General features: G+C 57.7%; 27 protein-coding genes. 16 read left to right on the top strand and 11 right to left on the bottom strand.

Translation table 11 applies throughout. From position 1 onward, the window contains the following. The first annotated feature begins 15 nt into the window (after positions 1 to 15). The gene (locus COL8621_RS16605; protein WP_093968382.1) at positions 16 to 633 is read left to right on the top strand and encodes an HD domain-containing protein; all 618 of its coding nucleotides are present in this window, start codon (positions 16 to 18) and stop codon (positions 631 to 633) included. Here COL8621_RS16605 and COL8621_RS19225 read toward each other — a convergent pair. Further along, complete coding sequence (locus COL8621_RS19225; protein ID WP_176438519.1) at positions 630 to 782, bottom strand: hypothetical protein; 153 nt, start codon at positions 780 to 782, stop codon at positions 630 to 632. The genes COL8621_RS16605 and COL8621_RS19225 overlap by 4 nt on opposite strands. Before the next feature lie 107 nt (positions 783 to 889). Here COL8621_RS19225 and COL8621_RS16600 point away from each other — a divergent pair, with 107 nt between their 5' ends. Next, the gene (locus COL8621_RS16600) at positions 890 to 1,756 is read left to right on the top strand and encodes a LysR substrate-binding domain-containing protein (protein WP_176438518.1); all 867 of its coding nucleotides are present in this window, start codon (positions 890 to 892) and stop codon (positions 1,754 to 1,756) included. Between the two features lie 8 nt (positions 1,757 to 1,764). Here COL8621_RS16600 and COL8621_RS16595 read toward each other — a convergent pair whose 3' ends face one another. The 3 genes from COL8621_RS16595 to COL8621_RS16585 form a co-directional block, all read right to left on the bottom strand. Further along, complete coding sequence (locus COL8621_RS16595; protein WP_093968380.1) at positions 1,765 to 2,892, bottom strand: glycosyltransferase 61 family protein; 1,128 nt, start codon at positions 2,890 to 2,892, stop codon at positions 1,765 to 1,767. A gap of 31 nt (positions 2,893 to 2,923) precedes the next feature. Beyond that, complete coding sequence (locus tag COL8621_RS16590; protein ID WP_093968379.1) at positions 2,924 to 3,478, bottom strand: ActR/PrrA/RegA family redox response regulator transcription factor; 555 nt, start codon at positions 3,476 to 3,478, stop codon at positions 2,924 to 2,926. Between the two features lie 80 nt (positions 3,479 to 3,558). After that, positions 3,559 to 4,191: an SCO family protein gene (locus COL8621_RS16585; RefSeq protein WP_093968378.1), complete on the bottom strand. Its 633-nt coding sequence runs from the start codon at positions 4,189 to 4,191 to the stop codon at positions 3,559 to 3,561. Between the two features lie 91 nt (positions 4,192 to 4,282). Between COL8621_RS16585 and regB the strand changes: the two genes are divergently transcribed. The 11 genes from regB to COL8621_RS16530 all read left to right on the top strand — a co-directional run bounded on the left by regB (position 4,283) and on the right by COL8621_RS16530 (position 19,402). Further along, the gene (gene regB / locus COL8621_RS16580; RefSeq protein ID WP_093968377.1) at positions 4,283 to 5,683 is read left to right on the top strand and encodes a sensor histidine kinase RegB; all 1,401 of its coding nucleotides are present in this window, start codon (positions 4,283 to 4,285) and stop codon (positions 5,681 to 5,683) included. An 81-nt stretch (positions 5,684 to 5,764) separates the two neighbouring features. Then, positions 5,765 to 7,321 carry a PAS-domain containing protein gene (locus tag COL8621_RS16575; protein ID WP_093968376.1) on the top strand — a complete coding sequence of 519 codons (1,557 nt, stop codon included), beginning with the start codon at positions 5,765 to 5,767 and terminating at the stop codon, positions 7,319 to 7,321. Between the two features lie 42 nt (positions 7,322 to 7,363). Next, positions 7,364 to 7,873, top strand: a complete 510-nt coding sequence (tsaE, locus tag COL8621_RS16570) for a tRNA (adenosine(37)-N6)-threonylcarbamoyltransferase complex ATPase subunit type 1 TsaE (protein ID WP_093968375.1) — start codon at positions 7,364 to 7,366, stop codon at positions 7,871 to 7,873. Further along, the gene (locus COL8621_RS16565; RefSeq protein ID WP_093968374.1) at positions 7,866 to 8,897 is read left to right on the top strand and encodes an aminoglycoside phosphotransferase family protein; all 1,032 of its coding nucleotides are present in this window, start codon (positions 7,866 to 7,868) and stop codon (positions 8,895 to 8,897) included. The genes tsaE and COL8621_RS16565 overlap by 8 nt, the downstream gene beginning before the upstream one ends. Next, complete coding sequence (locus tag COL8621_RS16560; protein WP_093968373.1) at positions 8,873 to 9,571, top strand: nucleotidyltransferase family protein; 699 nt, start codon at positions 8,873 to 8,875, stop codon at positions 9,569 to 9,571. Before COL8621_RS16565 ends, COL8621_RS16560 begins: the two co-directional genes overlap by 25 nt. Further along, positions 9,564 to 12,506 (top strand): double-strand break repair protein AddB, encoded by a 2,943-nt coding sequence (addB, locus tag COL8621_RS16555; protein ID WP_093968372.1) that lies wholly within the window; start codon positions 9,564 to 9,566, stop codon positions 12,504 to 12,506. The genes COL8621_RS16560 and addB overlap by 8 nt, the downstream gene beginning before the upstream one ends. Further along, the gene (gene addA / locus COL8621_RS16550) at positions 12,503 to 15,874 is read left to right on the top strand and encodes a double-strand break repair helicase AddA (RefSeq protein ID WP_093968371.1); all 3,372 of its coding nucleotides are present in this window, start codon (positions 12,503 to 12,505) and stop codon (positions 15,872 to 15,874) included. The genes addB and addA overlap by 4 nt, the downstream gene beginning before the upstream one ends. A 59-nt stretch (positions 15,875 to 15,933) precedes the next feature. Then, the gene (trxA, locus tag COL8621_RS16545; protein WP_093968370.1) at positions 15,934 to 16,254 is read left to right on the top strand and encodes a thioredoxin; all 321 of its coding nucleotides are present in this window, start codon (positions 15,934 to 15,936) and stop codon (positions 16,252 to 16,254) included. A 109-nt stretch (positions 16,255 to 16,363) separates the two neighbouring features. Continuing rightward, a complete protein-coding gene (hslV, locus tag COL8621_RS16540; protein WP_093968369.1) occupies positions 16,364 to 16,921 on the top strand; it encodes an ATP-dependent protease subunit HslV in 558 nt (185 codons plus the stop codon). Then, on the top strand, positions 16,918 to 18,228 hold the full coding sequence (gene hslU, locus COL8621_RS16535; RefSeq protein ID WP_093968368.1) for an ATP-dependent protease ATPase subunit HslU: 1,311 nt from the start codon (positions 16,918 to 16,920) through the stop codon (positions 18,226 to 18,228). Before hslV ends, hslU begins: the two co-directional genes overlap by 4 nt. Positions 18,229 to 18,295: 67 nt before the next feature. After that, complete coding sequence (locus COL8621_RS16530) at positions 18,296 to 19,402, top strand: alpha/beta hydrolase (RefSeq protein ID WP_093968367.1); 1,107 nt, start codon at positions 18,296 to 18,298, stop codon at positions 19,400 to 19,402. A gap of 2 nt (positions 19,403 to 19,404) precedes the next feature. On the opposite strand, the gene COL8621_RS16525 is transcribed toward COL8621_RS16530, so the two are convergent. Genes COL8621_RS16525 through COL8621_RS16515 form a run of 3 tightly spaced genes read right to left on the bottom strand, consistent with a single transcriptional unit; the run spans position 19,405 to position 21,713 of the window. After that, positions 19,405 to 20,010, bottom strand: a complete 606-nt coding sequence (locus tag COL8621_RS16525) for a Smr/MutS family protein (RefSeq protein WP_093968366.1) — start codon at positions 20,008 to 20,010, stop codon at positions 19,405 to 19,407. A 3-nt stretch (positions 20,011 to 20,013) separates the two neighbouring features. Further along, positions 20,014 to 21,048 (bottom strand): murein transglycosylase A, encoded by a 1,035-nt coding sequence (gene mltA, locus COL8621_RS16520; RefSeq protein WP_093968365.1) that lies wholly within the window; start codon positions 21,046 to 21,048, stop codon positions 20,014 to 20,016. Further along, positions 21,045 to 21,713 (bottom strand): Tim44/TimA family putative adaptor protein, encoded by a 669-nt coding sequence (locus COL8621_RS16515; RefSeq protein WP_093968364.1) that lies wholly within the window; start codon positions 21,711 to 21,713, stop codon positions 21,045 to 21,047. The genes mltA and COL8621_RS16515 overlap by 4 nt, the downstream gene beginning before the upstream one ends. A gap of 106 nt (positions 21,714 to 21,819) precedes the next feature. Between COL8621_RS16515 and COL8621_RS16510 the strand changes: the two genes are divergently transcribed. Together COL8621_RS16510 and secB are read left to right on the top strand one after the other, a co-directional pair. Beyond that, the gene (locus COL8621_RS16510) at positions 21,820 to 22,302 is read left to right on the top strand and encodes an FxsA family protein (RefSeq protein ID WP_093968363.1); all 483 of its coding nucleotides are present in this window, start codon (positions 21,820 to 21,822) and stop codon (positions 22,300 to 22,302) included. A 60-nt stretch (positions 22,303 to 22,362) separates the two neighbouring features. Then, positions 22,363 to 22,863: a protein-export chaperone SecB gene (secB, locus tag COL8621_RS16505; RefSeq protein ID WP_093968362.1), complete on the top strand. Its 501-nt coding sequence runs from the start codon at positions 22,363 to 22,365 to the stop codon at positions 22,861 to 22,863. A gap of 2 nt (positions 22,864 to 22,865) precedes the next feature. Here secB and dnaQ read toward each other — a convergent pair whose 3' ends face one another. From dnaQ to COL8621_RS16485, 4 genes are read right to left on the bottom strand one after another with little or no spacing between them, the layout of a single operon-like run. Beyond that, positions 22,866 to 23,561, bottom strand: a complete 696-nt coding sequence (dnaQ, locus tag COL8621_RS16500) for a DNA polymerase III subunit epsilon (protein ID WP_093968361.1) — start codon at positions 23,559 to 23,561, stop codon at positions 22,866 to 22,868. Continuing rightward, positions 23,554 to 24,150: a dephospho-CoA kinase gene (coaE, locus tag COL8621_RS16495; RefSeq protein WP_093968360.1), complete on the bottom strand. Its 597-nt coding sequence runs from the start codon at positions 24,148 to 24,150 to the stop codon at positions 23,554 to 23,556. Before coaE ends, dnaQ begins: the two co-directional genes overlap by 8 nt. Continuing rightward, positions 24,150 to 24,983, bottom strand: coding sequence for a shikimate dehydrogenase (locus COL8621_RS16490; RefSeq protein ID WP_093968359.1), 834 nt, complete (start codon positions 24,981 to 24,983; stop codon positions 24,150 to 24,152). Before COL8621_RS16490 ends, coaE begins: the two co-directional genes overlap by 1 nt. Then, positions 24,980 to 25,579: a Maf family protein gene (locus COL8621_RS16485; protein ID WP_093968358.1), complete on the bottom strand. Its 600-nt coding sequence runs from the start codon at positions 25,577 to 25,579 to the stop codon at positions 24,980 to 24,982. The genes COL8621_RS16490 and COL8621_RS16485 overlap by 4 nt, the downstream gene beginning before the upstream one ends. Before the next feature lie 429 nt (positions 25,580 to 26,008). Between COL8621_RS16485 and hemJ the strand changes: the two genes are divergently transcribed. Next, positions 26,009 to 26,458 carry a protoporphyrinogen oxidase HemJ gene (gene hemJ, locus COL8621_RS16480; RefSeq protein WP_093968357.1) on the top strand — a complete coding sequence of 150 codons (450 nt, stop codon included), beginning with the start codon at positions 26,009 to 26,011 and terminating at the stop codon, positions 26,456 to 26,458. Positions 26,459 to 26,476: the final 18 nt, after the last annotated feature.

The following is a 26,476-nucleotide window of genomic DNA, read 5'->3' as shown; positions in this document are numbered from 1 at the left end:
CACAGGACGGTGACAATGCCCAAGACCCAACCGCGCGCATGGCAACGAATGCTTTCGGGCCGACGGCTTGATCTGCTGGACCCTACCCCAGTCGACATAGAGATTGAGGATATCGCCCACGGCTTGGCGTTTGTCGCGCGTTGGAACGGGCAGACGAAGGGCGATTTTCCCTATTCGGTCGCTGAACACTCTTTGTTGGTTGAACAGCTTTACGCTCGGATCGTGCCCGATGCCCCGATCAAGTGGCGGCTGGCCGCGCTGCTGCATGACGCGCCTGAATATGTGATTGGCGATATGATTTCACCGGTTAAGGCATCGGTGGGGCCCGGTTACGGTGAACTGGATGACCGCCTGAGCAGCGCAATTCACATCCGGTTCGGCCTTCCTGCGGCGGTGCCTGTTTCCGTCAAGAAACAGATCAAACGGGCCGACCGGGTTTCAGCGTGGCTTGAGGCGACACAGATTGCCGGTTTCACACACGCCGAGGCGGACAAATTCTTTGGAAAGCCAAAACCAGACCTGATTGAAGGGCTGGGCATTCGTCTAAGACCGCCAGTAGAGGTGCGCGCAGAATACACCGCGCGTCACCAGGCGCTGTTGGCGGAATTGTCATCCAAACCGAAGCGCACTTAACGCAGGCCCGCGATCAGCCCCCAGATACGTGCGCTTTTGCGGCGATGTTCTTCCTTTGCTGGATCGTTCCGGTGGCGCAGATCATTGTGGAAGGTCGGATCGTCCATCCGGCTGGCGATCATCATTGCATTTGAAAGTAGGGTCAACATTTCTAAAACTCCTTAATCTCTGTTGCCCCTCGTGTATAAATTGAAAGCGAGGTATCGCTGAGTCAGGGATATTTCAGATATGTTAGCCAAACTTACAGGTGGTCGAATTGGACTGGCGCACAATACCTTCGCTGACTGCCCTGCGCGCGTTTGAAGCGACGGCGCGGTTGGAAAGTTTCAGCGCCGCCGCGCGCGAACTGAACGTCACCCACGCCGCGATTTCCCAACAGGTGCGCGCACTTGAAGAAGATTTGGGCGTCGGGCTTGTTTACCGGGATGGGCGCACAATGGCCCTGACGGCTGACGGTGCGCAATTGGCCGAGGCCCTTCGTGATGGGTTTGAAACCATCAAAGCTGGTGTTCTGGACATACGTGACCGCGACGCGGCGCAGCCTTTGAAAATCTCGCTTACGCCGGCGTTTGCCACGCAATGGCTGATGCCCCGGCTTGGCCGCTTCTGGAAAGAGCATCCGGACACACCTATTTCCCTGCATCCTGACCGGCGCATCGTTGATATGCGGCGCGATGGGATGGATCTGGCCATTCGGTTCGGTGCGGGTGATTGGCCCGGGCTTCAGTCTGAATATTTTATCCCTGCGGGCTACATGATCGTCGCGGCGCCGGAACTTTTGCAAGGCAAAACGCCAACAATTGCCGAGATGGAAAAGATGCCGTGGGTGATGGAACCGAACCGGCCTGAACCGCTTGCGTGGCTCAAAGGGTTGGGGATGGACACCGATGCCTTGAACATCAATTTCATTCCAACCGAAGAGCTTGCAATTGCAGCCGCGCGTCAGGGCTATGGCCTTTACGTGGAGCTTGAAGCGCTGGGGGAAAAAGACCTTCACGAGGGGCGGTTAAATCTGGTCCATTCCAAATGCGAAAAGACACCTGCGTATTTTCTGGTGTCGCGACCGGGTATCGTTAAGCCAGCACAGAAAACCTTTGTCCGTTGGTTGAAATCGGAACTCTAAGCTGCGGTTTACTTTTTGTTACGCTTCACGATCGCCGTACCTTCCACAAAGGCACGGTCGCCCGTCAGGCCCTTTTCGGCGAAAATAGCGTTTCTGTCTTCATCGCTCAGCGGACGCCAAGGTTCGCGCCGTTCGATAAAGCCAGATCGCACCAATTTACGCTGAAGGCGGGGCAAGTGCAGTTCGCCAAACGACAACCGGCTGGAACGTTGCTTGAATTGCGGCACCCATTCGCGGGCCAACGCATCAAGCACGATGGGCTCTCGTTCGCAAAAATGGGTTAGGTGGTTGATCAGGTTATCCACAACATTCGACGACCGGCGCAAAACCACCGCGACCTGCTGATCCGGACGGCCGACCATCGCAAACAGATGCAGCGCCGACCCGTCGCCCGCGATAATCTGTTTCGCAGCCTTATACCGGGCAACCTGCGTTTTCATGTCGTGCTTTTGCGGGTGGAAGATTTCGTATCCCTGCTCGGCCAGCTTTTCTTCCAGCGTCACTTCGCCCAGCAAACCGCCCTTGCCAAGACCCAGCTCGGAGCGTGACACATAAAGCCGATCTGGCCCGTCAGCAGGAACATCGGCCCCGAACCGTTTGTGGATTGAGGCGCGATAGGCCTCTGTTCCGGCGGAAATTTCGCCAAGGCCGAACCCCTGCCCCGGCACGATCAGTTCTTCCACCTCGCCGGGTTCCGCCATGACGCGGATCGGAAGGTTGCAACCCATCATGTCAAGGTAATCGCGATGAAACGGTTGGATCTGTTCGCCCAGACGCGGGCGTTTGGGGATGAACAAAACACCGTCGAACTTGCCGCCTTCGTAATCAAGCGCCCACAGACGGGCCGTGCTTTCCGCAAGGAAGTGCCCGAAATGCGCCCACAGAAGGCCACCCCACAACCAACGCCCCTCTAGACGCGGCAAAGGCCCCGTCGGCATAGAGGGTTCTAACGTGATCGGCTTCTTGCCACGCCACAGCGCCGCATGGGCGCAATAGCTGCCATCGCGGTGCAAAACACCGGCAGGCTGCCGCATCTTGGAGATTTCGGGCGGCATGACAATCGCATCCCGAATGGTCACGATTTCCGTTGACCAACCGCCGTCTGGGTTGGGAATGGTCGCGCTTTCGTTACTCATACAAACAATGCTCTCTCTGACGGCTTACCCGTTATCGAGGGCTTCGCTTGGCCAGAATACGCTGAAGCGTACGGCGATGCATGTTCAATCGACGCGCCGTTTCAGAAACGTTGCGGTCACACAGTTCATACACGCGCTGAATATGTTCCCACCGCACACGATCCGCGGACATGGGGTTTTCAGGCGGCGGCGGCAACGCATCGCCCGGCGCAAGAAGCGCGGCGGTGATGTCATTCGCGTCAGCGGGCTTAGACAGGTAATCAGTCGCGCCCATTTTCACCGCAGCAACAGCCGTGGCAATGGCGCCGTAACCCGTCAAAACAACGATCCGCGCATCTGGGCGCTTTTCACGCAGCACTTCGACAACATCCAGGCCGTTACCATCTTCGAGGCGCAGATCGACAACCGCAAAAGCCGGGGGGCGTGCGGTGGCAATGGCCTTACCCGCAGCAACGGATTCAGCCATTTCAGGTTCAAACCCGCGCTTTTCCATGGCCCGTGCCAATCGCCGCAGAAACGGCTCGTCATCATCGACAAGCAGAAGGGACTTGTCTTCACCGATATCCTGAGACTCACCGTCCGCCATTGCGCACACTCCTGAATGTCTTGGTATACGTTAGAAACGTTCTAGGGCGTTCTGTGGCATGGGTCAAATTACCCCGTGCCTTAGTTTTTTGATGCGTCAATGAAACAGGTGACGCGGTCTGCCATCTGCTCTGGCGTTTCTTCGCGGCGGAAATAGTCGATGAACCCTTCCCCCGGAAAGACGAGGTAGGTGAACGTCGAATGATCCATCAGATAGAACTCTTCATCCTCGGTCTGTCGTTTGGCGTAATAGGTCCGGTATGCTTGTGACACGGCTTTGATCTGTTCGGGTGAGCCCGACAGGCCGATCATCTTTTCATGCATATAGTCCGAAAATTCGCCCATCACCTCGGGTGTGTCACGGGCTGGGTCGATCGTGATGAAAACCGGATTAACGTCATAGCCACGCTCGTCCAGAATAGAGACCGCTTCGGCATTGCGCGCATTGTCCAACGGGCACACATCCGGGCAGAATGTGTAGCCAAAGTAAAGCAGTGACGGCTTGGTGATCACATCCGTGTCGGTCACCGTTTGGCCGGTTTCATCAATCAGCGTGAATGGCCCGCCGATGCTGGCTGTCCCACCTGCAACCTGCATGCCACGGCACTGGGCATATTTGTCGCCCTCACTATCGGGGCGAAGGGCAAACACCACCGCGACCGCCAACAGGGCCACAACGGCGACGGCAGACAGGATGGCTGAAAGGCGGGTCATTCGATCTCTCCATGTAAGCATATAGCGGCGCATTGATCCCGCGTCTGACCGGGATATACAAGGGAACAGCTTGCCACAGGGAACAGGTGCTATGACAGACCGCGGGAACATCGGCATTCTAAGCCCCGGCGAACGCAGCCAATGGGTCAGGCTTCGCACGCTGATCTTGCTGCGCTGGGTCGCCATTACCGGGCAAATCGTTGCCATCACCATCGCACAAAACACGCTTGGGCTACAGTTGCCGCTTGGCATGTGCTTTTTGGCGATTGGCACCGCCGTAATCGCGAACCTACTTGCGATCTTCATTTACCCCGAAAACAAGCGTCTGTCGGAAGAAGAGGCCACGCTGATGCTTTTGTTCGATGCTTCGCAGCTGGCGTTTCTGCTGTTCCTGACAGGTGGTTTGAACAACCCATTCGCGCTGTTGATCCTGACGCCCGTTACCATTTCTGCGACGGCGCTTCGGCTTCGTTCGACGCTGTTGTTGGGGCTGTCCGCCGCAACGTTGATGACGTTCGTCGCCTTTGTTCACGTACCGCTGCGCGACGCCATGGGCGAGGTTCAGCGGCTGCCCGATATCTTCTTGTTTGGCTTTTGGGTCGCCATCCTGATCGGGGTCGCATTTCTGGCGATTTACGCGGGCCGCGTGATGTCTGAAATTAACTCCATGTCCGACGCGCTGCTGGCCACACAAATGGCATTGGGGCGCGAGCAAAAGCTGACGGACCTTGGCGGCGTCGTGGCGGCCGCTGCGCATGAACTTGGCACGCCATTGGCCACGATCAAACTTGTCAGCAGCGAACTGATGGAGGAACTGGGCGATAACCCGGAACAACGCGACGACGCGGCGTTGATCCGTGAACAGGCTGATCGGTGCCGCGACATCCTGCGCTCTATGGGGCGGGCGGGCAAAGACGATTTGCAGATGCGCATCGCCCCCTTGGCGAATGTCGTCAGCGAAGCAGCCGAACCCCATCAGGACAGGGGCAAAACCGTGCATTTCGAAATTGCCGCCGCCGCTGGCAGCGATCCACGGGAACCCAGCATCGAACGCCGCCCGGAAATCATTCACGGTCTACGCAACCTCGTGCAAAACGCAGTGGATTTCGCCGCCGAAAACGTCTGGATCGAGGCGCAGTGGTCCGACGACAAAATCAGCGTGCGGATCATGGATGACGGCGCGGGCTATTCACCCCACGTTCTGGCGCGCATCGGTGATCCGTTCATGCGCCGCCGTCGCAGCCCGCGCGATAAGGAAAAGCGCCCCGAATACGAAGGCATGGGGCTTGGCCTTTTCATTGCCAAAACGCTGCTTGAACGATCCGGCGCCGAACTTAGCTTTGCCAACGGGTATGATCCGTTTGAAGAAAGCACAAAGCGCCCGGAACGCTGCGGCGCCGTGGTCGAGGTGGTCTGGCCACGTGCGGCCATCACGCCTGATCCGAAAACCGCAGGCCTTGCATTGGGTGAAAACCAGCCCTTCCAAAGCTAAGGATCCGTATAGTTAACCGGCGCTTAACCTTTCTGTCCAAAAACTGAAGCTCAAGAACTTGGAAAGAAATGGTTAAGCAAAATGGGTTTCGACTGGGGTATCGTGCTTGTCCTGCTGGGGTCGTCGCTTTTTACGGCAGTGACGGCGTTATACGTGCTCACCCGGTTTGGAACGCCACGCCTTCCGCCCATCGCCGCGACAGACGCTCAGGGTGAAGACACCGTTTTCCTATTCGACGAAGAACACCTGATTGACGCCACCCCACGTGCGCAGAAGCTTTTGGAGGGCGCGCCAACAGAATTGCCCGAATGGGATAAGCTGTCGGCGCTTTTGACACCTCGTTTTCCCGACTATCTGGCGCAACTGAAAACAGTGGCCGAACACGGTGCCGTCGTTTTGGACGAAGCATCCGGCGCGGCGCAGCTGCGCATTCGCGCGCTTGGTGAAACCCTTCGTATTGCGCTGATCGACCCCCAAACAGCCGAAGACAACGCCGCGATAGATCAACAAAGCCTTGCGGCCCTAAATTCAGAGCTTTCCGTTCTACAGCGGGTCGCCAGCCAAGTCCCCGCGTTGGCCTGGCAACTTGACAGTAGCAATGGGGTAAGCTGGGCCAACAACGCATATCTGAACCTTGTGCGCGAAACGTTGGAAGACGGCGAAACACTGGTCTGGCCCCTGCCCCACCTGTTCAAAACCGATGGCCTTGAACCGCGCCGCCTTTCGATCACGCTGCCCAGTGGCGAAACGCATTGGTTTGATTGCATGGCTGGCACCGGCGGCGAACAACCGATGTTCTTTGGCCTTCCCGCCGATGCGACCGTCCACGCCGAGGCTAGTCTGCGCAATTTCGTGCAAACGCTAACCAAAACCTTTGCGCACCTGCCAACCGGGCTGGCGATTTTCAACCGGTCCCGTCATCTGGTGATGTTCAACCCCGCCCTGATTGACCTGTGCCTGCTAGAGCCAGAGTTTCTGACCGCGCGCCCAACGTTGTTTGCGTTCCTTGATCGGCTGCGTGAAAAGCAGATGATCCCGGAACCGAAAGATTACAAAACCTGGCGGCAAAAGATGACCGCGCTGGAACAAGATGCCGCCAGCGGCGTGTTTGAGGAAACATGGACGCTGCCATCTGGGCAAACCTACCGCGTGGCGGGCCGCCCGCATCCCGATGGGGCTGTTGCGTTCATGTTCGAAGACATCAGTTCGGAAGTGTCCCTAACCCGCCGCTTCCGCGCAGAATTGGAGGTCGGCCAAGCCGTCTTCGACAGCCTTGATGAGGCGATGGCCGTCTTCTCCTCGGCTGGGGTTTTGACGATGTCGAACAACGCCTATGCCGAATTGTGGGGAAGCGATCCATGCCTGACATTGGGCGAGGTTGGCATTCACGACTCGGTTCAGCTTTGGCAGCAGAAATTCGGCCCTGCGCCCGCATGGAGCCACATGCAGGATTTCATAACCGGGCGGCAATTGCGCCAACGGTGGCGCACGGACCTTACACTGCCCAACGGTGAAACCCTGACTTGCCAGTTAACGCCGATCGCAGGCGGTGCAACGCTTGCGGCCTTCAGTATGGCGCAGCCGAACCCGGGCCTTTCGCCCAGCAGCACTTTGGCGGTTTCAGGCGCAACACTGTGATCAGCCCTTGCGGGTGCGCAGTGGCGGGTTAAAACTGACGGCATGTCCGCGAATACCGTGCCGTTGCCATTCTCATGTACCCTTCGCTCTGAAGAGGAAACCGCAAAGCTGGCCCAACGGCTTGCTCCGGCGCTTGGCGCGGGCGACGTTCTGTTGCTTCAAGGTCCCATCGGTGCCGGGAAAACTCATTTCGCGCGGTCGTTGATCCAGTTTCTGATGGCCCGCGATGGCCATGTCGAAGATGTGCCGTCACCGACATTTACGCTTGTTCAGACCTATGACGCGGGCGCGCTGGAAATCTGGCATTCTGACCTCTACCGGCTGACGCACCCTGACGAGGTGACAGAGCTTGGCCTTGAAGACGCGTTTGAAACCGCGCTGTGCCTGATCGAATGGCCCGACCGGTTAGGAGAGCTGGTGCCAGAGACCGCCTTGACCCTTACGTTTTCGCAAGGCGACACAGATGACGCGCGCCAGCTTACACTATCCGCCACTGATCCGCGCTGGGCGGATCGGCTTACCCCGCTTTTGGCTGAGGCCTCGTATGATTGATCGCTCTACACTTTCCCGTAACTTCATCGAGGCCGCTGGCTGGGGCGCGGCCCAGCGCACGGTTCTTGCCGGTGATGCATCCAACCGGCGCTATGATCGGCTTACCGACAAAAAAACCGGCGGAACAGTTGTTCTAATGGATGCGCCCCCGGAAAAGGGCGAAGATGTCCGCCCCTTCGTGCGGATCGCCAAATACCTGAACTCTTTGGGGTTAAGCGCGCCCCAAATTCTGGCCGAAGATACCTCTGCCGGGTTCTTGTTGTTAGAAGATTTGGGCGATGACCTGTTCGCACGCGTCATCCCCGAACAACGCGGCCCTGAACAGGCTTTGTATGAAACCGCGACCGACCTGCTTGTCGCGCTTCACAATAACGCCGCCCCGGCAGAGCTTGATCACTATTCCCCACCCGTGATGAGCGATCTGGCCGCCCTTGCGTTGGATTGGTATCTTCCAGGCGCGACCGATCAACCCGCCGCTGACGATACCCGCGCGACCTTTTGCGCAGAGTTAGAGACTGTTTTGACCCAGCACGCACCCGATGACACGGTGCTTATCCAGCGCGACTATCACGCCGAAAACCTGCTTTGGCTTCCAGCGCGTGACGGGGTCGCCCGCGTCGGTTTGCTTGATTTCCAAGATGCGATGGCCGGGCACCCTGCCTATGATCTGGTAAGCTTGCTGGAAGATGCGCGTCGCGATGTGCCCCCTAGCATTCAAGCCGCGATGGTCGCGCGTTACATTGCGGCAACCGGATGCGACAGTGCCGCGTTCAATGCGGCTTATTCCGTGCTGGGTGCCCAGCGGAACCTTCGCATTCTGGGAGTTTTTGCACGCCTGTGTATCCGCGACGGCAAGCCAAATTACACTGACTTGTTGCCGCGCGTCTGGAACCACCTGCAACGCGATCTGTCACATCCAGCGCTAAGCGGCGTGAAAGAACAGGTTGATCAGCTTCTTCCGCACCCGACACCCGAGATTTGCCAAAGGATTAAAGACCGATGCAAAACCAACCCGATGCGCTGATGCTTTTCGCCGCCGGGTTTGGCACCCGGATGGGCATTCTTACGGCCGACACGCCAAAGCCCATGATCAAAGTGGCGGGGAAGCCGCTGATCGATCACGCGTTCCAACAGATCGACGCGGCGAAAATCAACACCGTTGTCGTAAACACCCATTACCACGCCAGTCAGGTCAGCAAACACATATCTGGGCGGCCAAATGTTCATGTCGTGCACGAAGCGTCAGAGATTCTTGAAACCGGCGGCGGCCTACGTAACGCCCTGCCAAAGCTGGGCAGCGACCCTGTTTTCACGATGAACACCGACGCCGTCTGGACCGGGCCAAACCCGCTTAACACATTGCTGCAGGCTTGGGATCCGGACCGGATGGATGCCCTGTTACTGCTTGTGCCGCGTGAAAACGCGATTGGGCATTCGGGTTCCGGGGACTTTGAGTTTTCCGACAACGGGCACCTTATCCGCGGCCCCGGTGACGTCTATTCCGGTTTGCAGATCATTAAGACCGAGGGGCTGAAAACCATCCCGGACAAGGCATTCTCGTTGAACCTGCTGTGGGACTCTATGCTGCTGGACGAACGTCTATTCGGCGTCGTTCACGATGGCGGCTGGTGCGACGTCGGCAAACCCGAAAGCATTGCCCTTGCTGAAACGATGCTGTCCGAGGCCAAGGATGTTTGATCGCCCCGGCCCACGGGTATTTGGCCTTCCCCCCGGTGCGGATTTCCCGAAGGAGCTGTTGCTTGGTCTGGAAAAGCGGCTGGCCGGTCACCCCCCCGAAGCATGGGCCAAGGTCGAGATTTTCGTGAACACGCGGCGTATGCAGCGCCGTTTGGTTTCGCTTTTTGACAAGGGCCCGGCCCGGCTTTTACCGCGCATAAGACTTGTCACCGATATGGCGCGGATTTCTGGCCTTGGCGACCTGCCGCCCGCCATTCCGCCCCTGCGCCGCCGGCTTGAGCTAAGCCAACTGGTCGCCGGGCTTTTGGCGCGTGAACCCGATCTTGCCCCAAGTGCTGCGATTTTCGATCTGGCGGATAGCCTTGCCGGGCTGATGGACGAAATGCAGGGCGAAGGTGTTGCGCCCGAGGTTTTGCATAACCTTGATGTGTCGCATCTTTCCGAACACTGGGAACGGACGCGAAGCTTTCTGACCATTGTGGAACAGTTCTTTGGGACAGACGGCCAAGATGGCCTTGATGGAGAGGCGCGCAACCGTCGCGCCGCAGAGTTTCTGGTAAAGCTGTGGGAAACATCGCCGCCTCAACACCCAATTATCGTTGCGGGCTCAACCGGATCACGCGGGGCAACCGCGTTATTCATGGAGGCCGTGGCGCGGCTTCCGCAGGGCGCGGTTATCCTTCCGGGCTTTGATTTTGACCAACCCGACGTCGTGTGGGATGCCTTGGACGACGCGATGACGGCCGAGGATCACCCGCAATTCCGCTTTCGCAAACTGATGACAGCGTTGGGCATTTCCCGACCGGATGTTGATGAATGGAACGAAGGGTCACCCGCACCCAATCCCGCACGAAACCGCCTGATTTCGCTTGCATTGCGCCCTGCCCCTGTGACCGATCAGTGGCTAACGGAAGGGCGTGATCTGACCGAAATCGCCGCCGCAACTGCGGACATGACCCTGATCGAGGCTCCCTCGCCCCGGGCAGAGGCGATGGCGATCGCGCTGCGTCTGCGCCAAGCGGCAGAGGACGGCATCACCGCCGCGCTGATCACGCCCGACCGGATGCTGACCCGACAGGTTACCGCCGCCCTTGATCGCTGGGGCATCGAACCGGATGACAGCGCGGGCCTTCCGCTTCAACTTTCCGCGCCGGGCCGGTTTTTCCGCCATATCGCTGCGTTGTTTGGCCAAAAACTGACGGCAGAGGCATTGCTGACGCTGCTGAAGCACCCGCTTACCAGCTCAACCCCCGGTCTGCGCGGTAACCACTTGCTGTGGACGCGCGAACTTGAACTTTACATTCGCCGCAACGGCCCGCCCTTCCCGACAGGTCATGATTTGATCAGCTGGGCAGAAAAGAATGACGACGGTCGAATGGATTGGGCCATATGGCTGGCGGATATTTTAACCGGGCTAGACACCATCCAAGAGCGTCCGCTTAGCGATCACCTGACGCAGCATATTGCCCTGTCCGAAGCTTTGGCCGCTGGCCCATCCGCCGAAGGCAGCGGCGGGTTGTGGGACAAACCCGCCGGAAAAGAGGCGCACAAAGCCGTCACCGCGCTTGTCGCCGAAGCAGGCTATGGCGGGGATCTTTCCCCACGCGACTATGGTGATCTGTTCCGCGCGGTCCTTGGCCGGCACGAAGTTCACGACCCAATCCAGCCCCACGCCCGTATCATGATCTGGGGTACGCTAGAGGCCCGCGTTCAGGGTGCCGATCTGGTTATTCTGGGCGGGTTGAACGAAGGAAGCTGGCCCTCGGTCCCGCCGCCAGATCCGTGGCTAAACCGCGAAATGCGCCGCAACACGGGCCTTTTGCTGCCCGAACGCCGTATCGGCCTTGCGGCCCATGACTTTCAGCAGGCCATCGGCGCGAAAGAGGTGTTCCTGACCCGCGCCGTGCGCGATGCCGAGGCTGAAACCGTCCCGTCCCGCTGGCTGAACCGGCTTACCAACCTGCTGAACGGCTTGCCCAATCAGGGTGGCGACGCGGCGTTGAAAAACATGCGCGCAAAAGGGGCCTATTGGCTGTCCGTCGCAACAGCGCTGGAAGAACCAGCATCGCGCGAACCCTCTGCGCAGCGCCCGTCACCCTGCCCGCCCGTTACCGCGCGGCCCAACAAACTGTCGGTCACCCGGATTCAAACCCTGATCCGCGACCCTTATGCGATTTACGCGCGCTATATTCTGAACCTGAACCCACTTGATGCGCTGCGCCAAGAACCTGACGCGCCATTGCGGGGCACCATCCTGCACAAAGTGTTCGAAGAGTTCATTCGCCACGGTGTGGATCAAGATCCCGAGGTCGCAAAACATCAGCTGCTTTCAATCGCCGATCAGGTGTTCGCCGAAAGCGCGCCGTGGCCTGCCGCCCGCCGCATGTGGCGTGCCCGGCTTGCCCGCGTGGCCGATTGGTTCTTGCTGGGCGAAGCTGAACGTCAGGTCGATGCCCATTGGATCGCGCTGGAAAGAAAAGGCTCTGTTTCACTACAAAACGGCTTTGAACTTACCGCCGAAGCGGATCGGATAGACCAGCGCACGGATGGCACGTTGGTCATCTACGATTACAAAACCGGTTCGCCGCCATCGAAAAAACAGATGGAAGAATACGACAAACAGTTGTTGCTCGAGGCAGCGATGGCCGCACGCGGCGGGTTCAAGGATTTGGCCGCAGGGCCCGTGGCGCAGGTCGCCTATATCGGCCTTGGGCCAAACCCCAAGTTTGATCGGATGGACCTGCCTGACGGGATGGCCAACGAAACCTGGGCGAACCTTGGTGAGCTGATCGAAAAATACCGCCAACCGGAACGGGGCTACACCGCCCGCCGCGCAAGTTTCCGGCGCGAGGATGCTTCGGATTACGACCACCTGTCCCGCTATGGCGAATGGAATGAAAGCTTACCCCCATCCCCCGAGGAGGTCGGCGAATGAAGCGCGACGCAGCGACAGAGCGGCAGGTTCAGGCCGCTAACCCCGGCGCCTCTACATGGCTATCGGCGAACGCCGGGTCGGGCAAAACCCGTGTTTTGACCGATCGTGTGGCCCGGCTTTTGCTGAACGAGGTGCTTCCGCAGCACATCTTATGCCTGACCTACACAAAAGCCGCCGCAAGCGAGATGCAGAACCGGTTGTTCCGCCGACTGGGCGAATGGGCAATGCTGGACGAAACCAAACTTCGCAAAGAGCTGGTTAACCTTGGATTGGACCAAGGCGTCGATGATGAAACTTTGCGTCGCGCGCGCCGATTGTTCGCACGGGCTATCGAAACCCCCGGTGGGCTAAAAATTCAGACGATCCACTCGTTCTGCGCGTCACTGTTGCGCCGCTTTCCTTTAGAGGCGGGCGTTTCCCCGCAATTCGTGGAAATGGACGATCGCGCCGCGCGCCGTCTTCGCGAAGACATTGTGGAAAACTTGGCCGACGCGCCGGTGCCTGTTGCCTTTGACGGTATCGCACGGTGGTTTACGGGCGACGATTTATCAAAGCTGACCGGCGAAATCGCCAAGCACCGCACGCTTTTGCCAAAGGCGCTGGATACCGAGGCCGTTTTCAAAGAATTCGGGCTAAAACCCGGCTTCACCATCGACGCCCTGTTGGCTGAGGTTTTCCTTGGGTCGGAACACGTGATCCTTGGCCAGCTTATTCCGGCGCTGCGCGCGGGCTCAGTACTGGACGCCAAGGCGGCCGAGGCCTTGTCGCTGATCGACGTTACCAAACCTGACGCGCAAACCCTTCGCGCGCTAGAGGGTGTTTTTCTGACGGGTGCTTCGGCAAAGGTTCCGTTTTCTGCCAAGATCGGCACTTTCCCGACAAAGGGCACCCAGAAAACCATTCCCGACCTGATGACAGAGTTGGAGCAATTCATGGCCCGCGTCGAAGGCGCGCGGGAACGGCGGCTTGGACTTGGGTCGGCGGAAAAATCCTTGGCCCTGCATCAGTTCGCCACTGAATTCCTTCCGCAATATCAGGCCGCCAAGCTGCGCCACGGGTGGCTTGATTTTGACGATCTGATCCTGAAAGCGCGTGACTTGCTGACCAACCCCGGCGTTGCCGAATGGGTGTTGTACCGACTGGATGGCGGGATCGACCATATCCTTGTGGACGAGGCGCAGGATACCAGCCCGGTGCAATGGCAGGTCATCGACCTTCTGGCGCAAGAGTTCACATCGGGCCGCGGTGCGCGGGCGAATGTGGAGCGTACCATCTTCGTCGTGGGTGACAAAAAGCAATCGATCTATTCGTTCCAAGGCGCGGACCCAGACGGGTTCGACCGGATGCGTGAACATTTCGCTGAGCGGCTGAAAAACGTCTCTAACGCACTGCAAGAGCTGCTTCTTGAATATTCATTCCGCTCTTCCGATGCCGTTTTGCGCACCGTGGACTGCACGTTCCACGAACACGCGCGCCAAGGTTTGGGGAATGAGGTCACGCACCGCGCCTTTAAGTCAGAAATGCCTGGCCGGGTTGACCTGTGGCCCGTGATCGAAAAATCCGAAGATCCTGAAAAGCCGCACTGGGCCGACCCAGTGGATACGCCATCGCCCGAACATCACAACGTGCGCTTGGCCAACCGGGTTGCCAGCGAAATTGGCCGCCTGATCCGCAACGGCGAAACGCTTGAGGATGGCCCGGGAACACGGCGAAAGGTGCGCGCGGGCGATTTTCTGATCCTTGTGCAGCGGCGATCGGCGCTGTTTCACGAAATCATTCGCGCCTGTAAAAGCGCGGGCCTGCCAATTGCAGGCGCTGACCGGCTGAAGGTTGGTGGCGAATTGGCGGTGAAAGACCTGAACGCGCTGTTGTCGTTTCTGGCCACACCGGAAGACAGCCTTTCACTGGCCTGCGCGCTGCGGTCGCCGCTGTTTGGCTGGGACGAAAAGGCAATTTATGGCGTTGCGGCGGGACGGGCGGAAAAATACCTGTGGGAAACGCTGCGCAAACAGAAAGACCAGTTCGGGGACACGTTCGAAACCCTTGATGCCCTGCGCAGCGATGCGGACTTCCTGCGCCCCTATGACCTGATCGAACGCATTCTGACCCGTCATGACGGGCGGAGAAAACTGATCGCACGGCTGGGGGAAGAGGCCGAAGATGGGATTGACGCGCTGCTGTCACAGGCATTGGCCTATGAACGGCTGGAGGTTCCAAGCCTGACCGGGTTCCTGACGTGGCTGTCCAGCGACGAGGTCGAAATTAAGCGTCAGCTTGATAGTGCTGGCGACCGTATCCGGGTGATGACCGTCCACGGCTCCAAGGGGTTGGAGGCACCGATCGTTATTCTGCCCGACACCGGAAAGCGCGACATCCGCATCAACGATGAGATTTTCGAAACGCCCGACGGCATGGCGATTTGGAAAACCGCCAAAGCCGAAAGTGCGAAGCCCGTGTTGGCTGCGAACGAACGACTTGTCGTTAAGCAGCAGGAAGAACGCCAGCGCCTGCTTTACGTCGCGATGACCCGTGCGGAACAATGGCTGATCACCTGCGCGGCGGGCGATCTGGCCAAAGGTGAAAGCTGGTACGAACGCATCGCCGGAGGGATGGAGCGGGCAGGGGCCGAGGATCACGATTTTGGTTTTGGCATGGGCAAACGTGTGCAAACCGGCGATTGGTCCGCGGGCGAACTTACCGAAGCGCCCGTCGTCGTCACACCGCCGCCGTCTGTTCCCGATTGGGCAAGGGCGCGCGCCGTGACACCTGAAAAAGAGGCGCCCGCACTTTCACCGTCTGATCTTGGCGGTGCAAAAATCCTACCCGGCGACGGGGCGGGGCTGGACGAAGAAGCCGCAAAGCTGCGCGGGACGCGCCTTCACCTATTGCTGGAACATCTTCCGACGTATGATCGCAGCGAATGGGCCGACGTTTCGCAAAGCCTGTTGTCTGGGGATGAAGGCCCAACACCGAATGAAATTGCCGCGCTTTTGGCTGAAACAGAGACTGTTTTGACCGCACCCGCACTTGCCCATCTGTTTACGGCAGACGCCTTGGCCGAGGTCGATGTGACCGCCACATTGCCAGATCTTGGCGGTCAGCCTCTTCATGGCACCATCGACCGTTTGATCATCGAAGAGGGGCGCGTGCTGGCCGTGGATTACAAATCAAACGCCATGGTTCCTGATACTGCCAACGACGTTCCTGACGGGTTATTGCGCCAAATGGGGGCCTACGCCGCCGCGCTTTCGGCAGTTTTCCCTAATAAAACCGTGGAAACCGCCATCCTGTGGACACGCACCGCAACCTTGATGCCGCTGCCATCACAACTTGTTGCTCAGGCACTTGGTCGCGCAACGACATCTTGACGGGGGTGGGGTGGCTCCATAGGTTCCAAGCAACCCAAGACACGCCAAGGAGAACAATCATGGCAACTGTTGCTGTCACCGATGCCACGTTCGACGCAGAAGTTAAGGCCTCTGACATCCCCGTAGTGGTGGATTTCTGGGCAGAGTGGTGCGGCCCCTGTAAGCAGATCGGCCCAGCGCTTGAAGAACTTTCCGCCGAAATGGACGGTAAAGTTAAGATCGTCAAAGTGAACGTTGACGAAAACCCAAACAGCCCGGCCCAGATGGGTGTGCGCGGCATTCCTGCGCTGTTCCTGTTCAAAGGCGGCGAAGTGGTTTCCAACAAAATCGGCGCAGCCCCCAAGGCGGCTCTGCAAAGCTGGATCGAAGAATCCATCTAAATGTCGGTTGAATGACCGAAATCGGGGCGCTTCGGCGCCCCTTTTTCATGCGCCGCTTGTCCCCAGCGGATCGCGCGGCCATATATCGTTGAAGAGTAAGGAGGCCCCGATGGCAGAGAGTGATTTTCCCGGCTGGCACGGCACCACGATTTTAGGTGTAAAGCGCGGCGGCGAGGTGGTGATTGCCGGTGACGGACAAGTCAGCCTTGGCCAAACCGTAATTAAGGGCACCGCCCGCAAGGTGCGCCGTTTGTCGCCCGGTGGGTATGACGTTGTGGCCGGGTTCGCCGGATCCACCGCAGATGCGTTCACCCTGTTGGAGCGGCTTGAAGTCAAGTTGGAGGCCACGCCCGGCCAACTTCAGCGCGCCGCGGTAGAGCTGGCCAAAGATTGGCGCACCGACAAATACCTGCAAAAGCTAGAGGCGATGCTGATCGTTTCGGATGGCGAAGCGATTTATGTGATCACCGGTGCGGGCGATGTTCTGGAACCGGAACATGACGTGGCCGCCATCGGATCAGGCGGGAACTTCGCGTTGGCCGCCGCGCGTGGCCTTCTGGAAACGGACCTTTCCGCCGAAGATGTGGCGCGTAAGGCCATGGCGATTGCCGCCGATATTTGTGTTTATACCAATGGTAACCTGACGGTAGAGAAGATCGCCAAATGACCGACCTGACCCCCCGTGAAATCGTTTCGGAACTTGACCGTTTCATCATCGGCCAAAAGGACGCCAAGCGCGCTGTGGCCGTGGCCCTTCGCAACCGCTGGCGCCGCAAACAGCTTGGCGCTGATCTGCGTGACGAGGTGTATCCAAAGAACATCCTGATGATCGGCCCCACTGGCGTGGGTAAAACCGAAATCAGCCGCCGTTTGGCGAAACTGGCCCGTGCGCCTTTCATCAAGGTTGAGGCGACGAAGTTCACCGAAGTCGGCTATGTCGGCCGTGATGTGGAACAGATCGTGCGCGATCTGGTGGACAGCGCCATCGCACAGACCCGCGAATACATGCGCGAAGATGTTAAAGCCGCCGCCCATGAAGCCGCCGAAGAACGTGTTATCGAAGCCATCGCCGGCACCGACGCCCGCGAACAAACCCGCGAAATGTTCCGTGGCAAGCTGAAGCGCGGCGAACTGGACGACACCGTGATCGAATTAGAGGTCGCGGATACATCAAGCCCGATGCCGATGATCGACCTTCCAGGTCAGCAGCCCGGCCAGAACATGGGCATGATGAACCTTGGCGATATCTTCGGCAAAGCCTTTGGCGGGCGCACCGTTAAGCGCAAAATGACCGTCGCGGAAAGCTATGAGTTGTTGATCGGCGAAGAGGCAGACAAAATTCTGGACGACGAAACCGTCAACCGCGCCGCTTTGGAAGCAGTTCAGGAAAACGGCATCGTGTTCTTGGATGAAATCGATAAGGTCTGTGCCCGCGCCGATGCGCGTGGTGCCGATGTTTCACGCGAAGGCGTACAGCGCGATTTGCTGCCCCTGATCGAAGGCACCACCGTATCCACAAAATACGGGCCCGTGAAAACCGACCACATCCTGTTCATCGCCTCTGGTGCGTTCCACATCGCCAAACCGTCTGATTTGTTGCCGGAACTTCAGGGTCGCTTGCCCATTCGGGTTGAGTTGCGCGCACTTACCGAAGGCGACTTCGTGCGCATTTTGACGGAAACCGACAATGCGCTGACCCGGCAATACACGGCGCTTATGAACACCGAAGAAGTTGTCGTCAGCTTTACCGACGACGGCATCGCGGCCTTGGCCAAGATCGCAGCAGATGTGAACCAGACCATCGAAAACATCGGCGCGCGGCGCCTTTACACCGTGATGGAACGTGTCTTCGAAGAGCTCAGCTTTACCGCGCCGGATCGTTCCGGCGACACGGTGACGGTAAACGCCGAATTCGTAGACGCCAACCTTGGTGAACTGCTGAAATCAGCAGATATGAGCCGATACGTGCTGTAACGAACGCTGGTAAGGGCGAAGATGTTTACGTAACACTTCGCCCGAAACCATTTTCGAAACAGCGGCCATGTCCTCTTTCAAATTCCTCGTTTTTGCACTTGTCGCACTGGCCGCCTGCACACCGCGGCCCAGCCTTATCCTTGTTCCTGAGGCTGCCAACGTGGGCGAGGTGGTTGATGTTTACTATGCCTCGACCCGGACGCCGGATGTTACGGTTGGGCTGGGTATAGAACGGTCATCCTCTTCGTCGTTCGGGCGTATTTCCGTGGCCATCCCACCAGAACACCAAGTGGGAAAAGTCGAAGTGGCCGAAGGACGGCCCGACCCTGCGGAAAGCTTTGCAATTGCGGACGTCACCAACTTTCCCAACGCAGACACGTTTCGAAAAACACTGGCGCAAACCTTTCGCAGCAAACCCAAGGGCGCGCGCGAGGCTGTGATTTTCGTGCATGGGTTCAACAATAACTTCGCCGAAGGTGTCTTTAGAACCGCGCAGCTGGAACATGATTTTGAACTGGATGGCGTTGCAATCCATTATGCCTGGCCATCACGCGGAAGTGCCGTCGGATATGCCTATGACCGTGATAGCGCGCTATTTGCCCGCGACGGGTTAGAGCAATTGTTGCGCGATGTTCGCGCGGCTGGTGCTGAATCGGTGCTGTTGATTGCGCATTCCATGGGCGCGCAGCTAAGCATGGAATCGATGCGCCAGATGGCGATCAGATCCCCGGCGGAGCTTCGCCGTTCTGTTGATGCCGTCGTGCTGCTGTCACCGGATATCGACATTGATGTGTTTCGCTCTCAGGCCACGCGTATCGGGCAACTGCCGCAACCTTTCGTCATTTTCGTATCGCAGCGCGATAGGGCGCTGGCGCTTTCGGCACGGTTATCTGGGGAAAGTAACAGGCTGGGCAACGTTGAAAGCATCGATCAGGTGGCCGACATCGACGTAACGATTTTTGATGTGACCGAGTTCACCAAGGCGACTGATCTTGGCCATTTCACCGTTGGCAATTCGCCCGCATTGATCAACCTGCTCGCCAGCTTACCGGGGATTGATGCGTTGTTCCGGGGGGACACCTCTGGCCGGCTCGGGTTGTTGCAGGGCACCGTTCTGACGGTACAAGAGGCAACGAAGGTCGTGCTGTCACCGATCTCTGTTCTGGCCGAGTAAGCCTAACGCTGACGGCGCAGATACACGTAATAGGCGCCGCCGCCGCCATGTTTTTGGTGGGCGGGCGAAACCTGCAGCACGACGGACCCCAGCGGCGGAGAGTTAAGCCAATGAGGCACCTGATGTTTCAAAATTCCACGGCGCACTGGCATGGGGCCGGTATCTTCGCCGCGCTTTCCTTTGCCGGTGATGACAAGCACCAACCGCTTACCCGCCGCATGTGATTGCAGAATGAACGACGTCAGCGCGGGGTGCGCCTGTGACAAGGTCATTCCATGAAGGTCGATCCGGCCTTCGGGCGAAAGCTTGCCGCGTTTCATCCGGCCGTAACTTTTACGATCCATATGCACAGGGGCACGGCCCAGCGCCTCGGCCGGGCCAAGGGCAAGGTCATGGGGCAGGGGATGATCGGCGGCCTTTTGACCCAAACGAAAGCCCGAAATCTCTGTCCGTGTTTTCGGTTTGGGTTTTGGCTTGGGCTTAACCGAACTTTCATCCAATTTCGGCTTTTTGGGGTGATCGGCATGCATCGGCACGGCCGTTTCCGTCACCTTCTGCCAAAGCGCATTTTCTTCGGGGCTTAACCCGCGGGGTGGGCGGCGGCGCATGGCTTAACCCTCCGGCACTAAGTCGAAGGCCTGTTCGATGGGCAGCAAAACGACCATCCGACCGGGGTCGCGAACGCGCCCTGCATCTCGGCCAGCTTCATCCCCCGTGCCAAAGAATATATCTGCGCGTTGTGCGCCCTTGATCGCGGACCCAGTGTCCTGCGCGATCATCAGCCGGCGCAATGGCCCGCGCCCGCCTTTTTCGATCCAAACAGGCGCACCAAGCGGCGTATACGCAGGATCAACCGCGACGGTCCGTAGTGTGGTGATCGAACGGTTCATCGCGCCAAGCGGGCCTTTTTCAGCGGGTACATGGCCAACTTCGCGAAAGAAAACGTAGGATGGGTTGTGTTGCAACAATTCGCGCCCGGCCTCTGGGTTGCGGCGCACCCAATTGCGGATCACCTGAGCAGACACCTGATGACGTTCATAGATGCCGCGGCGCACAAGTTCCGCGCCGATGGACCGGTATTTGTGCCCATTCGCGCCGCCATAACCAACACGCAACGCACTGCCATCGGGCAATCGCACACGGCCTGACCCTTGGATTTGCAGAAAGAAGACCTCTACCGGGTCGTCGACCCATGCAATTTCCAAACCTCGATCACTTAGCAAACCTTCGTTTTCAATCTCGGCGCGGGAATTCCATTGAACCCCGTCCTGAAGCTCGGGCGGTTTGCGATAAAGCGGAAAGCGAAAGCGGGCAGAGGGGCGAAGCGCGCCGTTAAGCTCAGGTTCGAAATAGCCTGTGAACAAGGCCGGAGCTTCACCACCGATAAGAACCGGGCGAAAGAACAGCTCAAAGAAAGTGCGGGCGTTGGGTTGGCTTTGGGCAAGGGAACAGATCGGCGCCCAGTCGGGCGATTTCAGATCGGCGCAGGTTTCCAGAAAAACGGAAAGGGCGGCCTGATGGTCATCATCCGCCCACCCATCCAGGTCTTCGAAACGCAAAATCTCTGCCGAGGCGCCGGATGCGAAATTTGCACCGCTTACGGCAAGGGCCGCCGCGGCGGCTACGGCCCTTAGGCCACGGATCATTCCCCCGTGGCCACCAGCTGCCAGTTGGGGTCGTTGGACCCCATTGTCCGGGCAAAGGTCCAGACATCGCGCTGGCGCTTAATCTCTGTCGGGCTGCCTTCGACAATTTCGCCAGCGGCATCACGTACAACCGACGTCAGCTCGCCCACAAATTTCACCGAAAGTTCGCCGATGCCTGTGTCAGGTTGGAAGCTGGCCTCTTGCAGCACCAGTTCACGCACGCCAACGAAGTTCGCCTCGATCGTCAGGCCCCGTTCTTCGCGCAGCGCGATCCCTTGGCGGAAACTTTCCAACACGTCGGGCGCAAGGAAGGATTCAACTTCGGAGATGTCGCCGCTTTCGAACGCCATCAGGATCATTTCATAAGCGCCGCGTGCGCCAGACAGGAATTCACTGACGTTAAAGCTTGGCTCTGCGACCTTCATCGCGGCCAATGCTTTTGCAGCATCTGACCCGTCTTCGACGTGATCTGTAATGTCGGAATCTGGCCCGCCTTCGATCACCTCGAAGTCGCGTCGGCCATTTTTACCCGCGTCCGAAGCGCCTTGCATCGGGGCGCGGGGCTTTTCAAAACCTTCACGCGTGCCAAGCACAGAGCGGAGCCGCAGGATCAAAAATACTGCAATACCGGCCAGAACCAGAAGTTGGATGATGGCGCCGTTCATATGATCCTCATTGCTTCGGGGGTTGGTAACATGTCTACAACGCACATATGTAAGGCACGGGGTCAATCAAGTCCACCAGCGACCCCCAAGGATAAGAGGGTTTGCCATGTGGCTTTTTGTGCTTTTTCTAGCTGTTCCGTTAATTGAGATCGCGTTGTTCATTCAGGTTGGCGGTTTGATAGGCCTTTGGCCAACATTGTTGATCGTCATTCTGACCGCACTTTTGGGCACATCACTGATGCGAAATCAGGGGGCGCTGGCCATGGGGCAGATACGATCGTCCTTCAACGAATTGCGCGACCCGACAGAGCCCTTGGCCCATGGCGCGATGATCCTTTTTGCGGGCGCGTTGTTGCTGACACCGGGTTTTTTCACCGACACGCTTGGGTTTCTTTTGCTGATCCCCGGATTTCGCTCTGCCGCGTACAAACGGATTAAGTCGCGCGTAAATGTTCAAAGCTTTTCCACAGGCCCAACAACGCATCATCGCGGCCCGCAGCAGGCAAATGACGTGATCGACGGCGAATATGAAGAGGTCAGCAAAGAAAACACGGCGCCACGCGGCCCCTCAGGTTGGACACAGCATTGAGGCAGTTCCGGCTTCCTGTTAAGCACCACTCAAAGTTCAGGTTCTTTTCAGGAGCATAAAATGACCGAAACTGCCGAAACTGGCGCGCAGGCTACAGCGCCTGTACAACCCAAGATGCAAATTCTGGGTCAATTCATTCGTGATCTGTCCTTTGAAAACCTGCTGATGCAGAAAGGCGTTCAAGGCGAAGTATCCCCCGAGGTGCAGGTGCAAGTCGCACTTGATGCCAAAAAGCGCCCTGCTGACAATCAGTACGAAATCATCGCGAAGTTCACCGTTCGCTCGGACAACAAAGCCGACAAGTCGCCTCTGTTCCTGCTAGAGTTGGAATACGCTGGCATTTTCACGGTTGAAAACGTTCCAGAAGAACAGCTTCACCCCTTCTTGTTGATCGAATGCCCACGGATGCTGTTCCCGTTTGTGCGCCGCATCGTAAGCGATGTGACCCGCGACGGTGGCTTCCCGCCGCTGAATCTGGAAATGGTGGATTTTGTGGCCCTGTATCGCCAAGAAATCGCTCGCCGCGCCGAAGCGCAGGCGGCCAGCCAGCCTACAAACTAAGCCTAGCTTAGCTTTTTCCAAAGCGCGCCATCGCCCATGTTTTCGACGAAAGCAGCGTGGGCGGTGGCCTCTTCCTCGGTCAGGCGCGAGGGCAGGGGCGTTGGCCGGGGTTTGGGGCGCCAATCATCGACTTGAACGCCTGTATTACTGGCCTGACTGCTTTGCCCGCTTAGCCCGAAATCGGGTTGGCGACCGCCGACAAGCTCCAGATACACTTCTGCCAAAATCTCGGAATCGAGCAACGCGCCGTGCAAGGTACGTGATGTATTGTCGATTCCAAAACGACGGCACAATGCGTCAAGCGACGCCGGAGAACCCGGAAACCGTTTGCGCGCGATTGCCAATGTATCAAGCGCCTGTTCCCACGGAAGCGTCGGCAAACCCATCCAGCCAAGTTCAGCGTTCAGGAATTTCATATCGAACGCCGCGTTGTGGATGACCATCTTCGAGTCACCTACAAAATCTAAGAACGCTTGCCCGATCTGACTGAACACAGGCTTGTCACGCAGGAAATCATCGCCAAGGCCGTGCACCTCAAACGCTTCTTTAGGCATCGAACGTTCGGGGTTGATGTATTGGTGGTAGGTGTTGCCGGTCGGCAGGTGGTTCCACAGTTCAACCGCGCCGATTTCGACAATCCGGTCGCCTTGCTCGGGCTCAAAGCCGGTTGTCTCTGTATCAAGAACGATTTCACGCATTGGCCAGTTTTTCCCGAATATCCGCAATCACAGAATGAACCGCAGCTTCTGCGCCTTCAAGCGTTAGCGTTTCAATCACATAATCCGCGCGCGCGCGTTTTTCCGCATCTGGTGTCTGTTTGGCAAGAATGGTATCGAATTGGACTTCGCTCATCCCTGGGCGATCCAGCACGCGCTTGCGCTGAACCTCGGCCGGGGCGGAAACGACAACGATGGCATCCACGGCTTTGTCACCGCCTGTTTCGAACAACAGCGGAATATCCAGAACCAGAATATCTGCATCGCGATGATCCGCGATGAAAGCAGCCCGATCCGCGGCAACAAGCGGATGAACAACGGCCTCAATCTGACGCAGCGCGGATTTGTCGTTGGCGATCCATGTTTTCAAAGCATCGCGATTGACAGCGCCATCAACAATGGCGGCAGGATGCAGTTTTTCGATTTCCGAAACGGCAGCACCGCCAATCGCATAAAGCCGGTGAACCGCTGCATCGGCATCCCACACAGGAAGGTCGGCTTGGCCGAACATCTTAGCCGTAGTCGATTTCCCCATACCGATCGAGCCGGTCAAACCGATACAGAATGGCATTAGACCCCCAAAACGACAGAGCGTGTCTGGTCGTCAACTTCTGGGCGGTGGCCAAACCAACGTTCAAAGCCGGGCGCGGCTTGGTGCAACAACATGCCCAGCCCATCAACGGTAGTGCATCCCTTGGCCTCGGCTTCTTCCAGAAACTTGGTGCGCAGAGGGTTATACACAATGTCGGTCGCGACGGCGTCGGGCGACAGCGCATCAAGCGAAATCCGGAAATCTGACTTTCCGGCCATCCCCAACGACGTGGTGTTCACAACCGTTGTGGCCCCTTCCAGCATATTGCCAGCCTGCGCCCAGTCATAAACGCTTATCTTGGGGCCAAACTCTGCGCGCAAAACATCGGCCCGCGCGCGGGTGCGGTTTGACAGACGAATTTCCGTCACGCCGATTTCGACAAATGACGCGATAACCGCGCGCGCAGCGCCCCCGGCACCCAACACAGCGGCTGGTCCAGCAGCGGGATCCCAACCCGGTGCGCCTTGGCGGATGTTTTCGACGAACCCGTAACCATCTGTATTGTCTGCATAAAGCTTACCGTCTTGACGAAAGATCAGCGTGTTCGCAGCCCCGATCAGTGCGGCCCGGTCGCTGACAACATCAGCCAAGGCCAACACGGTTTCTTTATGCGGGATCGTGACGTTTACCCCGACAAAGCCCAACTTCGGCATCATCTTAAGCGCGTCCTTAAGGTCCGAATGGTCGATATCCATCGGAACATAGAAGCCCGGTATGCCGTATTTCTTCAGCCAATAGTTATGAAGGCGCGGCGATGCGGAGTGAGCGATGGGGGAGCCAATAACGCCCGCGAGTGGAATTTTATTACTCATGCCTGCACTTTTCCACGCATTGTTAGATAAGATAAAAGTTCAAGAAGCGGCAAACCAAGCACTGTGAAATAATCACCCTCTACCCGAGAGAAGAGGCGAACACCTTCTTCTTCCAGCTTATAGCAGCCGACAGAATGCTGCACACTTTCCCAATTTCGGGCCAAGTAATCTTCCATATAGCTATCTGAAAACGGGCGCATGGTCAGGCGGACTTCGCCGACATGGCGCCAAACGGGCTTTCCTTCGTCATAGATAACAGCGGCAGACAGCAACTTGTGCCGATTTGCCCGCAATTGCCGCAGCTGAACGCGCGCTTGGTCAAGGTCGGTGGGTTTGGACATCACCTTACCCTTCAGCTCTAACACCTGATCGCAGCCGATAACCATTCGGTCTGGGAACTTGTCGGCGATCTTGCGTGCCTTAAACTCGGCCAGCGCGTCGGCGATGTCGCGTGGGTTTGCCTCTTCGGCTTCAAGCGCCGCGCGGATCGCTTCTTCGTCAATTCTGGACGGCAGAACCTCAAATTCGACGCCAGCTTGGCGCAGCATCTGCTGCCGAATTTCGGACGATGAAGCAAGGATGATGGGCTGGGACATGTTGATTAACCTGTGGATGACCCGGCTAAGAACCTGCGTGTGGTTTTGTGGGCAAGTGGATGTTTTCGCCGACTTGGGAATTTCGGGGGCGGTTTGTCAAGCAAGACACACAATTCATCCCATGAGGAAAAGAGGAATCTGAAACGCGGGAAAACTCTGAATACCGTCCGCTGCTTCCAGAATAGTTAACAGGCTGACACGGAAATTACATTATTTAAGTTATTGTATTTTATTGATAATAATATTGCTCAGAAGAAATCCGGCTTTTCTCAACACTGTTATCCACATCCGCGGTTTCCTGTGGATTTTTTCGTGGACCTAAAAATAATCCCCATTATCCCCAGCCCCTACATCATCATCATCTTTTCTTTTTTTCTTTTATTATTTTAGAAGGGAGCCCGAAACACAGCACAGGGATAAGATTTCAACATGGGCGATTTTCTGGCCAGCGCTTATCCTTGGACGAAGTCCCTTCATGTCATCGCTGTTCTGACCTGGATGGCAGGGCTGTTCTATCTTCCCAGGCTTTTCGTCTATCACGTCGAAAGGGTGGAAACCGGGTCAGACACCGATGCTCTGTTCCAAACGATGGAATACAAACTGCTGCGGTTCATCATGAACCCATCGATGATCGCTGTGTGGGTCTTTGGGCTTGCGTTGGCCTTCACCCCGGGAATTGTCGATTGGTCCGCTGTGTGGCCCTACACGAAGGGCGCAAGCGTGCTTGGGATGACTTGGTTCCATCATTGGCTTGGACGTCGGCGTAAGGAATTCGTTGCAGGGGCCAACACCCTGACAGGCAGACAATACCGGCTGATGAACGAAGTTCCGACGATTTTGATGCTTGTTATCGTTGTCTCAGTGATCGTTAAGTTCTGATTTCGTTGACTCGCGTGG

Source organism: Actibacterium lipolyticum (assembly GCF_900184935.1).
Classification (GTDB): Bacteria; Pseudomonadota; Alphaproteobacteria; order Rhodobacterales; family Rhodobacteraceae; genus Actibacterium_A; species Actibacterium_A lipolyticum.
This window is presented reverse-complemented; position numbering and strand designations above follow the sequence as displayed.

Excerpts from the sequence above, each read along its gene's own strand:
- COL8621_RS16565 (WP_093968374.1), top strand. The coding sequence starts at position 7,866 with ATGATTGATCGCTCTACACTTTCCCGTAACTTCATCGAGGCCGCTGGC.
- regB (WP_093968377.1), top strand. The coding sequence starts at position 4,283 with ATGACAGACCGCGGGAACATCGGCATTCTAAGCCCCGGCGAACGCAGC.
- COL8621_RS16605 (WP_093968382.1), top strand. The coding sequence starts at position 16 with ATGCCCAAGACCCAACCGCGCGCATGGCAACGAATGCTTTCGGGCCGA.
- COL8621_RS16510 (WP_093968363.1), top strand. The coding sequence starts at position 21,820 with ATGTGGCTTTTTGTGCTTTTTCTAGCTGTTCCGTTAATTGAGATCGCG.
- COL8621_RS16530 (WP_093968367.1), top strand. The coding sequence starts at position 18,296 with ATGTCCTCTTTCAAATTCCTCGTTTTTGCACTTGTCGCACTGGCCGCC.
- coaE (WP_093968360.1), bottom strand. The coding sequence starts at position 24,150 with ATGCCATTCTGTATCGGTTTGACCGGCTCGATCGGTATGGGGAAATCG.
- COL8621_RS19225 (WP_176438519.1), bottom strand. The coding sequence starts at position 782 with ATGTTGACCCTACTTTCAAATGCAATGATGATCGCCAGCCGGATGGAC.
- secB (WP_093968362.1), top strand. The coding sequence starts at position 22,363 with ATGACCGAAACTGCCGAAACTGGCGCGCAGGCTACAGCGCCTGTACAA.
- hslU (WP_093968368.1), top strand. The coding sequence starts at position 16,918 with ATGACCGACCTGACCCCCCGTGAAATCGTTTCGGAACTTGACCGTTTC.
- addA (WP_093968371.1), top strand. The coding sequence starts at position 12,503 with ATGAAGCGCGACGCAGCGACAGAGCGGCAGGTTCAGGCCGCTAACCCC.
- dnaQ (WP_093968361.1), bottom strand. The coding sequence starts at position 23,561 with ATGCGTGAAATCGTTCTTGATACAGAGACAACCGGCTTTGAGCCCGAG.
- COL8621_RS16515 (WP_093968364.1), bottom strand. The coding sequence starts at position 21,713 with ATGAACGGCGCCATCATCCAACTTCTGGTTCTGGCCGGTATTGCAGTA.
- COL8621_RS16590 (WP_093968379.1), bottom strand. The coding sequence starts at position 3,478 with ATGGCGGACGGTGAGTCTCAGGATATCGGTGAAGACAAGTCCCTTCTG.
- COL8621_RS16490 (WP_093968359.1), bottom strand. The coding sequence starts at position 24,983 with ATGAGTAATAAAATTCCACTCGCGGGCGTTATTGGCTCCCCCATCGCT.
- COL8621_RS16585 (WP_093968378.1), bottom strand. The coding sequence starts at position 4,191 with ATGACCCGCCTTTCAGCCATCCTGTCTGCCGTCGCCGTTGTGGCCCTG.
- COL8621_RS16485 (WP_093968358.1), bottom strand. The coding sequence starts at position 25,579 with ATGTCCCAGCCCATCATCCTTGCTTCATCGTCCGAAATTCGGCAGCAG.
- hslV (WP_093968369.1), top strand. The coding sequence starts at position 16,364 with ATGGCAGAGAGTGATTTTCCCGGCTGGCACGGCACCACGATTTTAGGT.
- mltA (WP_093968365.1), bottom strand. The coding sequence starts at position 21,048 with ATGATCCGTGGCCTAAGGGCCGTAGCCGCCGCGGCGGCCCTTGCCGTA.
- trxA (WP_093968370.1), top strand. The coding sequence starts at position 15,934 with ATGGCAACTGTTGCTGTCACCGATGCCACGTTCGACGCAGAAGTTAAG.
- hemJ (WP_093968357.1), top strand. The coding sequence starts at position 26,009 with ATGGGCGATTTTCTGGCCAGCGCTTATCCTTGGACGAAGTCCCTTCAT.
- COL8621_RS16575 (WP_093968376.1), top strand. The coding sequence starts at position 5,765 with ATGGGTTTCGACTGGGGTATCGTGCTTGTCCTGCTGGGGTCGTCGCTT.
- COL8621_RS16560 (WP_093968373.1), top strand. The coding sequence starts at position 8,873 with ATGCAAAACCAACCCGATGCGCTGATGCTTTTCGCCGCCGGGTTTGGC.
- addB (WP_093968372.1), top strand. The coding sequence starts at position 9,564 with ATGTTTGATCGCCCCGGCCCACGGGTATTTGGCCTTCCCCCCGGTGCG.
- tsaE (WP_093968375.1), top strand. The coding sequence starts at position 7,364 with ATGTCCGCGAATACCGTGCCGTTGCCATTCTCATGTACCCTTCGCTCT.
- COL8621_RS16595 (WP_093968380.1), bottom strand. The coding sequence starts at position 2,892 with ATGAGTAACGAAAGCGCGACCATTCCCAACCCAGACGGCGGTTGGTCA.
- COL8621_RS16525 (WP_093968366.1), bottom strand. The coding sequence starts at position 20,010 with ATGCGCCGCCGCCCACCCCGCGGGTTAAGCCCCGAAGAAAATGCGCTT.